The sequence below is a fragment of the Caballeronia ptereochthonis genome, assembly GCF_001545075.1.
Classification (GTDB): domain Bacteria; phylum Pseudomonadota; class Gammaproteobacteria; order Burkholderiales; family Burkholderiaceae; genus Caballeronia; species Caballeronia ptereochthonis.
This window is the reverse complement of the sequence record NZ_FCOB02000004.1, coordinates 20,577-33,639: the sequence shown is the minus strand read 5'-3', so window position 1 is coordinate 33,639 and position 13,063 is coordinate 20,577. Positions and strand designations below refer to the sequence as shown.

11 protein-coding genes are annotated in these 13,063 nt (G+C 63.6%); 6 read left to right on the top strand and 5 right to left on the bottom strand.

The annotated features are described in order from the left end of the window. Positions 1 to 25: 25 nt before the first annotated feature. Positions 26 to 691, top strand: coding sequence for a helix-turn-helix transcriptional regulator (locus AWB83_RS05205; protein ID WP_374729088.1), 666 nt, complete (start codon positions 26 to 28; stop codon positions 689 to 691). A gap of 117 nt (positions 692 to 808) precedes the next feature. Here AWB83_RS05205 and AWB83_RS05200 read toward each other — a convergent pair whose 3' ends face one another. The 5 genes from AWB83_RS05200 to AWB83_RS05180 all read right to left on the bottom strand — a co-directional run bounded on the left by AWB83_RS05200 (position 809) and on the right by AWB83_RS05180 (position 4,949). Next, on the bottom strand, positions 809 to 1,249 hold the full coding sequence (locus AWB83_RS05200) for an SRPBCC family protein (RefSeq protein WP_244197590.1): 441 nt from the start codon (positions 1,247 to 1,249) through the stop codon (positions 809 to 811). A 52-nt stretch (positions 1,250 to 1,301) separates the two neighbouring features. Further along, complete coding sequence (locus tag AWB83_RS05195; RefSeq protein WP_244197589.1) at positions 1,302 to 1,706, bottom strand: ArsR/SmtB family transcription factor; 405 nt, start codon at positions 1,704 to 1,706, stop codon at positions 1,302 to 1,304. 183 nt (positions 1,707 to 1,889) lie between these two features. Continuing rightward, the gene (locus AWB83_RS05190; protein WP_244197588.1) at positions 1,890 to 2,189 is read right to left on the bottom strand and encodes a hypothetical protein; all 300 of its coding nucleotides are present in this window, start codon (positions 2,187 to 2,189) and stop codon (positions 1,890 to 1,892) included. A 138-nt stretch (positions 2,190 to 2,327) separates the two neighbouring features. Then, a complete protein-coding gene (locus AWB83_RS05185) occupies positions 2,328 to 4,241 on the bottom strand; it encodes an RICIN domain-containing protein (RefSeq protein WP_244197587.1) in 1,914 nt (637 codons plus the stop codon). A 78-nt stretch (positions 4,242 to 4,319) separates the two neighbouring features. After that, positions 4,320 to 4,949, bottom strand: a complete 630-nt coding sequence (locus AWB83_RS05180) for an SCO family protein (RefSeq protein WP_087043414.1) — start codon at positions 4,947 to 4,949, stop codon at positions 4,320 to 4,322. A gap of 922 nt (positions 4,950 to 5,871) precedes the next feature. Here AWB83_RS05180 and AWB83_RS05175 point away from each other — a divergent pair. From AWB83_RS05175 to AWB83_RS05155, 5 genes are all read left to right on the top strand, one after another. Further along, complete coding sequence (locus AWB83_RS05175; RefSeq protein WP_087043413.1) at positions 5,872 to 7,539, top strand: outer membrane protein assembly factor BamB family protein; 1,668 nt, start codon at positions 5,872 to 5,874, stop codon at positions 7,537 to 7,539. Positions 7,540 to 7,794: 255 nt separating this feature from the next. After that, a complete protein-coding gene (locus AWB83_RS05170; RefSeq protein WP_208636707.1) occupies positions 7,795 to 8,202 on the top strand; it encodes a hypothetical protein in 408 nt (135 codons plus the stop codon). A 535-nt stretch (positions 8,203 to 8,737) separates the two neighbouring features. Further along, complete coding sequence (locus AWB83_RS05165) at positions 8,738 to 10,159, top strand: MFS transporter (protein ID WP_208636706.1); 1,422 nt, start codon at positions 8,738 to 8,740, stop codon at positions 10,157 to 10,159. A 37-nt stretch (positions 10,160 to 10,196) separates the two neighbouring features. Further along, the gene (locus AWB83_RS05160) at positions 10,197 to 11,213 is read left to right on the top strand and encodes a MaoC family dehydratase (protein WP_087043189.1); all 1,017 of its coding nucleotides are present in this window, start codon (positions 10,197 to 10,199) and stop codon (positions 11,211 to 11,213) included. Between the two features lie 103 nt (positions 11,214 to 11,316). After that, entirely contained in the window at positions 11,317 to 13,056 is a 1,740-nt protein-coding gene (locus AWB83_RS05155) for an acetolactate synthase catalytic subunit (RefSeq protein WP_087043188.1), read from the top strand. The last annotated feature ends 7 nt before the right edge of the window (positions 13,057 to 13,063 follow it).

The following is a 13,063-nucleotide window of genomic DNA, read 5'->3' as shown; positions in this document are numbered from 1 at the left end:
CATCGGCCTTCGCCGGTCCGAACTCATGCTTACTTCCATGTCACGACGCAAGACGCCCAAACCCGATGACGCCGCGCGCGAAGCGCTGCTCGCGCGCTACGCGCACATCGCGGACAGCATCACGACGCTCTTCTTTCCCTATGCGGAAGTGGTGATCCACGATCTCTCGGACCAGACGATCGCGTATCTGTCGAACAATCTCTCCAAGCGCGAGCTCGGCGACGATTCAGCGCTGGAGGATATCGAGGAGACCGCCCGCGAGCGCCTCGTCGGCCCCTATGAGAAGCTCAACTGGGACGGGCGCCGCATGCGCTGCGTGAGCACGGCGCTCTTCGACGACGCGGGCAACGCTGCAGGCGTGATGTGCATCAACTTCAACATCGCGGCCTTCGAGGAGATGCGCTCGACGCTCGATCTCTTCCTGCGCGGCGCGGGTGTCATCGCGCAGCCCGTCGAGCTTTTCAAGGACGACTGGCAGGAGCGCATCAACACCTTCCTGCATGGCTGGCTGCGTGAGCGGCAGATCGCGCTCAACTCGCTCACGCGCGATCACCGGCGGGAGCTCGTCGAGGCGCTGCACGCGCAGGGCGCGTTCAAGGGCAAGAGCTCGGCGAACTATGTCGCCAAGGTGCTCGGCATGGGACGCGCCACGGTCTACAAGCATCTGCGGGAGATGAAGGACGGGGCCTGAGCGGCCGGCTCTGCGCCAGGACACCGCGCGGCGTCCAGCCGGGAGCGCAGGCGGTGCTCACATATGCGGCGACGTTAGTCAGAGCAGACAGCCCTTGGAGGGGCCGGATCGACGAGTTCAGGTCCGTTCCGCGCCGCGCGCAATCAGGAATTCGTCCAGCTGTTCGAACGTCTCGGGCATCGCCTCGTCCATTCCCTGGATGGCGACGTCGAGCGCTTCCTTCGACGGATAGCGCTCGCGCATCACCAGCAACGTCTCGCCATCCTTCTCCTCGAAGGTCACCGTCGTGACGGCACCGTCGTCGCTTTCCTCGTTAGTCCAGACGAGGCGGGCATTCGGCACCACTTCGAGATACCTGCCGAAGAATGCCATGGGCGCCGTGGCCTTGGGGTGAGCGAACTCCAGGCGGTAGCTGCCGCCGACACGGACATCCTGTTCGCAGGAAAGCAGGGTCGCGCCGCTCGACTTCGGCACCCACCACTGCTTGAACAGCTCAGGCGTGGTCCACGCTTCGAACACGAGCCGCGACGGGGCGTCGAAGGTTCGCGTGATGACCATCTCGCGCTCGGACCTCCGTTCCGACGTCGTGCGGTTGCTCGTGGGGGCGCGCTCATTCGCTCTTCTTGCGACCATCACGTTTCTCCTTGCGTTTGAGGTCCTCGATGACCGTGTCCAGCGCGTCGAAGCGCGCGGCCCACATCTGGCGATAGTTCTCGATCCAGGCCGACTCTTCCTCGAGACGGCGCGAGCCGAGCCTGCAGGTCCGCACGCGTCCCAGCTTCTCGGTGGTGACGAGCTCCGCCCGTTCCAGTATGCCGATGTGCTTCCTCATGCCGGTCAGGGTCATGTTGAACCGCTCGGCGAGGTCCGTGACGGACGCGTCGGCGCGCATCAACTGCTCCAGCACGCCGCGTCGGGTGGGGTCCGACAGCGCCGCGAACGAGGCGTCGAATCGAGCTTCTTGAGAATACTGATCCATTTGGTTCAGTATTGCACGCGCATCGACGGCAGGCAAGGGGAGCAGCGCTCGCGCGCGCTGCTCGACCTGTGCAACGCAGGGTCGACGGGGCGGCCAACCCCGGCAGCCTTGCGTGGCAAGACGGCGGCGCCTTATCCACGGCACGCGACTCACCATGGATGCCAGCGGGCGCAACCGGTACGTCGGCACGTGACGCCAGGACATTTCACCAGAACACGATCATTGACCCACGACGAACTGCCAGAGCGCCGCGCATTCGGCATCGGCAATCTGATAGCGGGGCATCGACTTGCGAAGCAGGACACCGGCGGGATCGATACCGTCTTTGACCGCACGGCAGAAGGCCGTCGCGTCATAGTGGCTAATCGGTCCTCCCCGGCGACGTGTCGCGCCGAGCAGGGAGTCGTGTGTCAGCGGCGGCGCAAAGGCTGCCGCCGTCGACGTGCCTACGTGGCAATTCACGCATCGGGTCGTCCAGGAAGGCAAGGGGCGATCGTCGTCGCGCAGATGCGCGGCCATCGGATGCTGGCCGTTGAATATTGCACACCCGAGGTTGGCTGGTTCACACGCATCCTGCGCGTGGGCAAGAGGTGTCATCGCGACAAGGGCAAGGCCGATCGCGGCGGCGCGAGTCCCAGGATGGTGTCGTCGCGCCATTCAATGCACGCGCAGCACGCGCGAAACGCTCGGCACGCCGTTCGCGTTCAGGGCGAACAGCATGTAATAGCCGGGGACCACGACGCCGGGATCGGACGGAATCTTCAACTGATATTCGCCTGCGGTTCCCACGGTGAACGTCAGCGGCACGCGTCGCTGCTCGTTGTTCAGCGAATGCGTGACCGACGAGGAGCGCATCAGCGCGAAGGCGCTTACTCCCCTGCTGGCCGCCACCACGATCGTCGTGCCGAGCTGCGCGTCGGTCGGCACGGACGTGAGGCTCGGCCGGGACGCGGCGGACCCGTCCGCGTTGAGCAGATAGGGCGGTGTCAATATCTCCACGTCGGCGTGATTGGTCGCGCATGCCCCGCACAATCCGCCACCGCCGCTCAGCACGCGTCCGTCGGTCAGGAGCAGCGCGACGCTGTGATAGGTGCGCGGCACGGCCTGAGGGGCGAGCGGGGAAAACGCATTGGTCGCCGGGTCCCACAGCTCTGGGGTGAGGATCGCGTTGTCGTCCGAGAAAGGCGCGGCAAAAGTCTGACCGCCGACCACGACGACCTGTCCATTCGGCAACACGACGCTGTTGTTGAACGCGCGCTGGTAGCTCATCGGCGCGATGGTCCGCGTCACCGCGGTGCCGCTATTGATGTCGATGAGCGTCGCATTGGACGTGGCCGACGATTGGTCGTAGCTCGGAGCGCCTCCGACAGCGAGAATCTTGCCGACGTCGTACATGACCGCGTTGCCGTTCATCGCATCGCTGTCGCTGCCCCGGTTGCCGGCCGCGGTGACGCTACCGTTACCCGCTGTATCGAACCAGTGCATGGCCCGGCTGGGTCCCGCATGAAACACGCGTCCGTTGGCGACCGCGAACAGCCACGCGTGGTTGTCGGCGCGAAATACCCCTGCAGCGTCGTTCGTCAGGATGTAATCGTCGATGATGGCGCCGTTGATTTGCCAGCCCGAACCCGGGGTCCAGGTTTCACCTGTCTTTCCTCCGAGCCCTCCGTTCCAGGAACCGCCCACCAGGAACACATTGCCATTGCTCAGTGTCACGCTTCCCTGATAGCCGCGTGAAATGTTCATCTGATTGCTCGAGGTCCACGCGTTCGTCGAAGGCGAATAGATGCTGGTCTTTTGTGTGCTCGATCCGCCGGTCACCAAGATCCGGCCATCGGGGAGATTGACGATGCCCGGGCAGAACATGTCGTGCCCGGTGTTGCTCACGATCACTTGCTTGCTCTTGCCGGTCGATGGATTGAAGATCGCCGTGTACGTCTTGCCCGGCGTGACTTCTCCGGCGGTAAAGTTGAGCGCGCTGTCAGCCGACCAGACCAGCACGGTTCCATCGGGAAGATTGGCGGCTTGCACCGGAACGAGTGGCAGCGTGATGGGCGCGGACCACTTCGAGGGCAATGGAGGCTTCGGCGCCGGCAAGCCGCTCACCTGCCACGTCTGTGTCGCGCTTCCATTGCACACCTGCTGCGTCAGCTGGACACCCTGGGAGGTCGTGCTCGACGCGCTCACGCACAAGCCGCTATGTCCCGCGATGATTGCGTAGCCCGTGCCTTGCGGCGTCAACGAGAAGGCCTGATTCAAGCCGCCATTGCAGGTCCACTGGATGATGGGGCCACCCGGGTCCGGGCTTTGGCCTGACACGTCCATGCACAGGCCGCTGTTCTGATTGATGAGGTTATATCGGGTGCCGGTCGCAGCCGGGAGCCATTGCTGATTTGCGCCGCCCCAACAGGGCCAGGAAATCACGGGTGCTCCCGGCGTCAGGGATTCGCCGCTGACATCCGCGCACATGCCGGTGCCGCTCAGGGTGATGGGGGCCGCGGTTTGCGCCCGGACGGCGGGCGATATGCCTGCCAAAGCCAGCGGTAACGCGATCAGCAACAGAAAACGCATGCATCCGACGAGCAAGCGAGACGCGCTCCTCGCCGAGCGAACTCCTGGCATGGTCTTGTTCCCCGTGGATGAGTCGAATTATGTGAGTGCAAGCGCGCCGAGCACATCGCAGACGTCGTTTACGCGAGGAAGGTCGGTGCTTCGCCAGCGCAACAGCGCGTTGGCATCGAAGCAATAGACCTGCGTCGAATGGTCCGCGATGTCGCCGAGAGGCGTCTTGCTGCCCGACAACGTCACGCGCATCCGGTCTAGGTCCGTCAGTGTTGGCGTCGCCGCATTCCACGCGGGACCAGCCTGGAAACGCGCGAGCCAGGCGTGCAACGCCGCGGGTGAATCGGAAAGCGGATCGATTCCAATCGACAGCAGTTGCACGGGATGACGAGCACGGATTCCCTGGATCCGTTCCTGAACCGCGCTGAAAAGCGCTCCTTGCAGAGGACATACCGTGCCGCAACCGGTGTAGACCGTCTGCAGCGCGGTCACGCGCTGGCGCAGCAAGTCGTTCAGCAGGCGCTTTCTGCCGGTCTGGTCGACGAGCCAGGTATCGTCGAGGCGAACCGGCGGCGTGACGAGTCCCATCCCGTCATGCTGCGCGAAGGAAGAGGGCGACCATGCGCCAAGGGCGAGCGCGGCCATGTCGCAAAGCAGAGCGCGGCGAGTCAGTGAAGGAGCCAACGCGCGCATGCCGGATTTCATACGATCCGGCATCTTTTCGTGGCTGACGGAAATCGTCCTCGTCGACACTTTTACGATCCCCGTTCCGAGCTGTCAGGGTGACTCGCACTTCGAACATCCAGCCAGGCGCGAGAACGCGTGTCGCAGCCACTTGGATTTTGCGTATTGCAACACCTATGGATCAAAGGTTAGCAGCCCAAATCGGCAATAAACGTCCGGCACACGAAATGAATAGGTAAATATGTGCACTTGGACACATTCGTTTTTAGAGCCCGAACAACGCATCATGAAGACGTAATTTTTTCGTCTGGATTGACTTGCTGGCGTTGCTCTTTGCAGGGACGGATCGCGAACGCTCTCACAAACGGGCGCACCCGCGAGTCAGGCGTCTGGTATCCGGTCGGCGGCCGCCGTGCTTTGAATGTCAGAATCCGGACGAACCGGGTTCCAGCGCCGGACATGCAGCTGGCTAAGTCTGGCCCCATCTGCGGCTACCCAGGCAGTCCGTCGGATCCATGAACACGAGCGCCATTGCCGCCTTGCCTGGTGTGCTGGTGGGGCAGGGAAACTGTCGCTGGTGCGGGATGGCTTTCTGAACGGTGAAGACAAGGCCTCTCACGTTGTGCCCGAACGTTCGGTGGCGAGAAAGTCTTCGTTTTCTGTCACCATCGGGCGATGGCCGCCGAACTGCAAGAGGAGCCGGAGCGGTCTTTGAAAACACAGTTCATCTCGCTCGCCTTCCGTCTCTGAACGTTCAATATCGGCCGGATGGCGCCACAGTGCCTGGATCCTGTTGTGGGAGTGGTGTAAAGGGCGCGCAACGGCTTCCTGGCTTCCCTGATGCGCCGGTCTACGGGTACACGCAGCCACGGGCACCGCGATCGCTCTGTTGCAGCATCGTCGTCGCTCGACACCGCGTCGACCGTTCCGGCCCTCCCGGAGAAGGAGAATGCAAATGAATCCGCGTTTTTCCGCTTATGCCGCCGCACTCGGCGCCGTGCTGATCACGGCAATCATCGGCGCGTGCAGCGGCGGTGACTCCAGCGGCGATTCGACATCGGCCGCCGCAGCCAGAACGCCGTCGAGTGTATCGAATGCATCGACGGCCGCCGGCAACCCGATGGACGTCCTCACCTGGCACAACGACATCGCTCGCACCGGCCAGCAACTGGCGGAAACGATCCTCACGCCCGCGAACGTCCGTTCGAGCACCTTCGGCAAGCTCGCGGTCTTTTCCGTCGATGGTGCGGTCGACGCCGAGCCGCTCTTTCTCGCGGGCGTGCCGATCGCGGGCGGCACGCATAACGTGGTTTACGTCGCTACCGAGAACGCGAGCGTCTACGCCTTCGATGCCGACAGCGGCGCCGTGCTCTGGAGAGTTTCGACCCTCGGGAACGGCGAGAACCCGAGTGACGACCACGGCTGCAATCAGATCACGCCGCAAATCGGCATCACGTCGACGCCGGTCATCGACCGCACGCGCGGGCCGAATGGCGCGATGTATGTAGTCGGCATGTCGAAGGATGGCGCGGGCGGCTATCACCAGCGCATTCACGCGCTCGACATCACGACGGGCGCCGAGCTCTTCAACGGCCCGACGGAGATCCGCGCGACCTATCCGGGCAACGGCGCGGGCAGCCAGAACGGCACGCTCACGTTCGATCCGGGCCAGTATGCCGAGCGCGCGTCGCTGCTTCTGCTGAACGGCGTCATTTATACCGCGTGGACTTCGCATTGCGATTTCATGCCGTACACCGGCTGGGTAATTGGCTACGACGCAAATACGCTGCAGCAGGCGAGCGTGCTGAACGTCACGCCGAACGGCCAGATGGGTGCGATCTGGATGAGCGGTGCGGGCCTCGCGTCGGACGGAGAGGCGATCTATCTGCTCGATGCCAACGGCACCTTTGACCCAACGCAAAACGCGCACGAGATGCCGATCAACGGCAACTTCGGTAATGGCTTTCTGAGGCTCAACCTGTCGCCGCTCCGCGTGCAGGACTACTTCCAGCCGTCGAACACGATGCAGGAATCGAATCAGGACGAAGATCTCGGCTCGGGCGGCGCGATGGTGCTGCCCGATCTCGCCGACGCGAATGGCACGGTGCGTCATCTTGCGGTCGGCGCGGGCAAGAACTCGACCATCTATGTCGTGAATCGCTATTCGATGGGCAAGTTCGATTCGAACGCGGATCACCTCTATCAGGAACTTGTCGGCCAGATACGCGGACCGATGTTCGGGGCGCCCGCGTATTTCAACAACACCGTCTATTTCGGCGCGGTCGGCGACACCATCAAGGCGTTCACGATTTCGAACGCCGCGCTGTCGGGAACGCCGGCGAGTCAGACACCGAACTCGTTCGGCTTCCCGGGTGCGACGCCGGGCATTTCCGCGAACGGCACGACGAACGGCATTCTGTGGGCGGCGGAGAACGGCGCGATCGGCGGGTTGCGCGCATACGATGCGACCAATCTCGGCCGCCAGCTCTACAGCAGCAACGATGCCGGCGCCCGAGATCAGTTCGGCCAGGGCAACAAGTTCATCACGCCGATGATCGCGAACGGCAAGGTGTATGTGGGCACGAAAAGCGGCGTCGTCGTGTTCGGGTTGCTGTCGAAATAGCGAGGTCGCGCTCGCTCGTCGTGCTCGCCGGTTTCGTGATCGCGATGCTCGTTGCGCTCTTTGCGCCGCGCTCGGGTTCTGCGTTGATCTGCGCGGCGTTTCCTTCAGGACAACCCCGCGCAAAATCCAACCGTCGAATACCCGTTCGAGCAATCGGGTCTCGCACGCAGTACGTTCTACAACCACTTCGGCGACATCGAGAGTTGTGTGTTCGAAGTGTTGAACATGTTCTTCGACTACATCGAAGGCAGCCGCGTGAGCAGTTCGCGCAACCTGCCGGCTGACGATGCCATTCTGAAGGCGAACCTGTGGTACTCGCGGGCCTACGCGTCAAATGCGAACCTGTTCACGGCCATTCATCGCAACGCCGAACTGTGCAAGATCCGGGAGCCGCGCAACGACCAATGGGCGATGAAGGTGGTGCATGTCTCCGGGCGACGGCGCGGGCGCAAGTTCACGGGGGCCGAGCGCGTGGAGTACGCCGGGACCATCCGCATCCTGATCACGATGACCATTGAGACACTCAGCGAGCGATACATCAACAACGATGCGCTGATCAGCGAGGCGTTTCCCGGTCCGGACGATATCGCGAAGAAGATCAGCGCCATCTGGCACGAGGTGATGAAGCGGTACGAGGCGGCGCCCGCAACGGGCACTGCCTGACTGGCGCGTGGCGTCGAAATAGACGAAGGTCGAGTCGGTCATCGGGAAGTGCGATTGCATCAGGCCACTGGTGGCATCGTCCACATGGACGCGCAACGTGCGGGGCGAAGCAGGGTCCTCGAACCAGCGATGCTCACAGCCGTCGATCTGATCAACTCGCCAAGGCGCGCGGCGTGCCCGGGGCCTTCGCCAGGATCACCAACGCTCCGAAAGGCAATGTCCGGTCTGGACTTGCAAGCGGTCCTCCAAACCGGGCGATCTAACCATGGTTTTCGTCCATCCGTTCAATGGCGCTACAAGGACGCGTCCCGGCTCTCAGTGACCCAGGGCGCCCATCCCCATCCTTCGTCGTCGTCTCGCCCATGCGACGGCAGCTCAAATTCCGCTGTCAGTCCGGGATTACCCGAGTGACCGAATAAAAACGTTTCGTAGAAACGTTTTTATAGGTATCGTGTCGACCAGGGACATCGATCAAATCTCGATGGAGAACAACATTCGGAGCTGGCGGACCTGTGCTGCCCGCGGAGGAGGTAAGGTGGAAAAATCGTTCGATGGGGCCGCCGGGCTGCAAGCCGGCGACGTGGGACACACCGCACGCGAGGCGAATCTGCTGCCCGCGAACGAGGCGGAGCGCGCCGCGCTGTTGCGCCGCGCCGTGTTCGCGAGTCTGGTCGGCACGGCCGTGGAGTGGTACGACTACTTCATCTTCGCCACGGCATCGACGCTTGTGTTCGGCGAGCTTTTCTTCCCCGGCAACGACCCGATGATCGGCGCCATCAAGGCCTTTGCCGTGTTCGGCGTCGGCTTCCTCGTGCGTCCGCTGGGCGGCATCATCTTCGGCGATGTCGGCGACCGCTACGGCCGCAAGAAAGCGCTCGTCATCACCTTCATGCTGATGGGGCTGTCGACCTTCCTGATCGGCCTGCTGCCGACGACGCACAGCATCGGCCTGTGGGCGCCGATTCTGCTCGTGATCCTGCGTCTGTGCCAGGGCTTCGGCGTGGGTGGCGAGTGGGGCGGCGCATCGCTGGTGGCGGTCGAATATGCGCCGAAGGGCAAGCGCGGCATGTACGGCAGCGTGCCGCAGATCGGCAACGCCATCGGTCTCGTTGCGGCGACCGGCGCCTTCGCGCTCGTCGCGCGCCTGCCGCGCGAAGACATGATGAGCTGGGGTTGGCGCGTGCCGTTCCTGTTCTCCATCATCCTCGTGATGGTCGGCCTGTTCATCCGCTTTCGCCTGACCGAAACGCCAGCCTTCCTCGCCGCGCAGGAAGCCGCGAAGAAGAAGCGTACCGAAGGCATGGCCGACAAGGACGTGACCAAAGAGAAGCTGCCTATCTCGATGGTCCTGCGCCACTTCTACAAGCCGCTGTTGCTCGCCATGGGCATGCGTCTCGGCGAAGCGTTCTTCGGCTATCTGATCCTAACCATCGGTCTGGCCTACGCGAGCCACTACACGACCGTGCCGACGCAGGACATTCTGTGGGCGGGCACCATCGCGGCAGCGGGCGGCGCGTTCACGTACTGGGCGTTCGGCGCGCTGTCGGACAAGATCGGCCGGCGCGGCACGTTCATGATCGGTGCGGCGACGGGCATCGTCATGGCGTTTCCGTTCTTCTGGATTCTGAAGTCGGGCAACGTGCCGCTCGTGTATCTGGCGTACTTCATCGGCTACACCATCGGCGTCGGCGCGACCTATGCCGTCGAGCCGAGCTTCTTCTCCGAGTTGTTCGGCACCAAGGTGCGCTACACCGGCATCTCGCTCGCCGCGCAGCTTCCGAGCATTCTCGTCGGTCTCTGGCCGATGGCCTCCGCCGCGCTGCTCGTCTGGTCGGGGGGCGATCCGTGGCCGCTCGCGGCGGTGACGGCGGGATGCGTATTCGTCGGCGGGCTGTGTGCGTGGCTCGCGCCGGAGACCAATCGCGCGGATCTGACGCAGCTCGATCACGACGCCTGAAACTCGCCACACAGAACCATCAAACAGGATTCCATCAATGAAAGAAGCGACGAACGCAGAACGCCCCTGGCGCGACCTGACCGACCCGCGCCGCGCCATCGGCGTGGACGATCTCGAAGCGGGCCTGAAAGAGCCGGTGTTCGAGAACCTTGAAATTCCCGAGGCGCTCGGCCCGGTCACCATCACCGTCGACGATCACAAGATCAAGCGCTTTTCCTTCACGCAGGACGATTACCTGCCGTGGTACCTGCAGGACGGCGCAAGCCCGTTCGATGGCGCGCGCATCGGTCAGCCATGCCTGCTCGGCAACGATCTCGTGCAGTTGTTCACGACGCGCTACCGCGCCAGCAAGACTGTCGGCTTCCATACCGAAGAACAGATGTGGTTCGACAGCCCCGTGAAACTCGGCGAACGCGTGACCATGAAGGGCACGTACGTCGAAGCCTACGAACGGCGCGGACAAGGCTATGTCGTGATGGAAGCGCAGGCGACGGGCGAGGACGGACGCAGCATCGTGCGGCATCGCGGCGTGGAGATTTTGCGCACGGTGCCGGGCAAGATCGCGGGACGCGGCAGCGAGACGCCCGAGAAGCGCGTCACCGGCGAGGTGAGCGCAAGTGCCCGCCGCATCGAAACGATCACGCGCGACGTGCGCGTGGGCGACGTGCTCGCGCCGGCGGTCAAGACCATCACGGCGGAGCAGGCGGCGGTGTTTTCGCGCATCGGCGAGTACGTGCACAACATTCACAACGATCTGCGCATCGCGCGGGCGGGCGAGTTGCCGACGCTGATCGTGCAGGGGCAGCAGCAAGCCGGTCTCATCGGCGAAAAGATGGTGACCGCGTTCGGCGCTTCCTTCTTTACCGATGGCTGGTTCAGGGTCAAGTTCGTCTCGCCCTTGCAGGTGTTCGATCCGATCGAACTGTCGGGCGTCGTCACGGACGTGACCGATGTGCCCGGCGGCAGGCTCAAGGTCGAACTCGAAGTCTGGGCGCGACGTGCTTCCGATCAACGGCTCACCACGGTGGGCTGGGCGTCGGGCATCGTCGGCTGACGATTCATGTTCGCCGCGCATGAGGCGCGGCGGGCGTCTCTTTTCGCATCAAAATAAAAACGTTTCTATAGAAACGTTTCAACGCAATCTTTGGAGGCTTTCAATGCAGGTCAATCAAGGGGAAGTCGCGGCAGTCGCGCAGCCGCAGACCGTCGCGGATGCGATGGCGGCAGCGCTCAAGCGTCATGGCGTCGAAGTCATCTTCGGTCAGGCGATTCCGGCCGCGCTTTTCCTCGCGACGCGGCACTACGGCATTCGCCAGATCGGCTATCGCGCTGAAAACGCGGGCTCGTATATGGCCGATGCGTATGCGCGCGTGTCCCACAAGGTTTCGGTGGTGACGGCGCAGAATGGCCCCGCCGCGACGCTGCTCGTCGCGGGTCTTGCCGAAGCGCTGAAAGCGTCCGTGCCGATGATCGCCATCGTGCAGGACGTGCATCGCAAGCAGACGGACAAGAATGCGTTCCAGGAACTCGACCATCTGGAGCTGTTCAAGGGCGTGTCGAAGTGGACGCGCCGCGTGACGGAAGCGGATCGTATCGACGACTACGTTGACATGGCTTTTACCGCCGCCGCGTCGGGCCGTCCGGGTCCGGTCGTGCTGATCGTGCCGATCGATCTGTTCAACGAGCCGGCCGCGAATGTGCCGCGCAAGCATGCATCGAATCTCGGCACATACCCGCTGGACCGCTGCGTCGCGGACCCGGCGTCCGTCGAAGCCGCCGCCGATCTGCTGGCGAACGCGAAAGCGCCGCTCATCATCGCGGGCGGCGGCGTGCATGTGTCGGACGCGGCGCAGGAACTCGCGAAGTTGCAGGACACGGCGTCGCTGCCGGTCGCGACCACGGCGATGGGCAAGGGCGCGGTCAGCGAGGAACACGAACTGTCGGTCGGCGTGGTCGGCTACTTCATGGGCACGCGCGGACGCACGCGCCATCTGCGTGACATGGTCGAAGACGCGGACGTCGTCTTCCTGATCGGCAATCGCACCAATCAGAACGGCACGGATAGCTGGAAGCTGTATCCGCAGAACGCGCGGTATATCCATCTCGACATCGACAGTCAGGAAGTGGGCCGCAATTACGATGCGCTGCGTCTCGTCGGCGACGCGAAACTCACGCTCGCCGCCCTCACCGATGCGCTCAAGCAGCGCGACCTGAGCGCACGTCACGATGCCCGCGTCAAGCTCGCGCAGAAGATCGCGGCGGGCCACGAAGCGTGGCAGGCCGACATGAAGCAGGCGGTCGATCTCGACGCCGCGCCCGTGCGCCCCGAACGCCTGATGGCCGATCTCGACACGGTGCTGACGAAGGACACGATCGTCGTCGCGGATGCGAGCTATTCGTCGATCTGGGTCGCGAACTTTCTGAAGGCGCGGGCGGTGGGCGCGCGTTTCGTGACGCCGCGCGGCCTCGCGGGTCTCGGCTGGGGCCTGCCGTATGCGCTGGGCGCGAAGGCGGCGCGTCCCGAATCGACGGTGGTCGCGCTGGCGGGCGACGGGGGTTTCGCGCACGTCTGGTCCGAGCTGGAAACGGCGCGCCGCATGAAGCTCAATGTCGTGCTGATCGTGCTGAACAACCAGATTCTCGGCTACGAAAAGCACGCGGAAAAAGTCATCTTCAACAGCTACACGGACGCCTGCGATTTCGAACCCGTCGATCACGCGGCCATCGCGCGGGCCTGCGGCTGCGAAGGCGTGCGTATCGAAAAGCCGTCGGAATTCCTGCCCGCGCTGAAGGCCGCGTGCGGCTATCAGGGCGTGACCGTGATCGATGTCGTCACCGATCAGCGCGCCTATCCGCCCGTCACGATCTTCGACGGCCAGAACGTGCTCGAGTACTGAGCCGATA

Excerpts from the sequence above, each read along its gene's own strand:
- AWB83_RS05160 (WP_087043189.1), top strand. The coding sequence starts at position 10,197 with ATGAAAGAAGCGACGAACGCAGAACGCCCCTGGCGCGACCTGACCGAC.
- AWB83_RS05185 (WP_244197587.1), bottom strand. The coding sequence starts at position 4,241 with ATGCGTTTTCTGTTGCTGATCGCGTTACCGCTGGCTTTGGCAGGCATA.
- AWB83_RS05200 (WP_244197590.1), bottom strand. The coding sequence starts at position 1,249 with ATGGTCATCACGCGAACCTTCGACGCCCCGTCGCGGCTCGTGTTCGAA.
- AWB83_RS05175 (WP_087043413.1), top strand. The coding sequence starts at position 5,872 with ATGAATCCGCGTTTTTCCGCTTATGCCGCCGCACTCGGCGCCGTGCTG.
- AWB83_RS05180 (WP_087043414.1), bottom strand. The coding sequence starts at position 4,949 with ATGCCGGATCGTATGAAATCCGGCATGCGCGCGTTGGCTCCTTCACTG.
- AWB83_RS05205 (WP_374729088.1), top strand. The coding sequence starts at position 26 with ATGCTTACTTCCATGTCACGACGCAAGACGCCCAAACCCGATGACGCC.
- AWB83_RS05155 (WP_087043188.1), top strand. The coding sequence starts at position 11,317 with ATGCAGGTCAATCAAGGGGAAGTCGCGGCAGTCGCGCAGCCGCAGACC.
- AWB83_RS05190 (WP_244197588.1), bottom strand. The coding sequence starts at position 2,189 with ATGGCCGCGCATCTGCGCGACGACGATCGCCCCTTGCCTTCCTGGACG.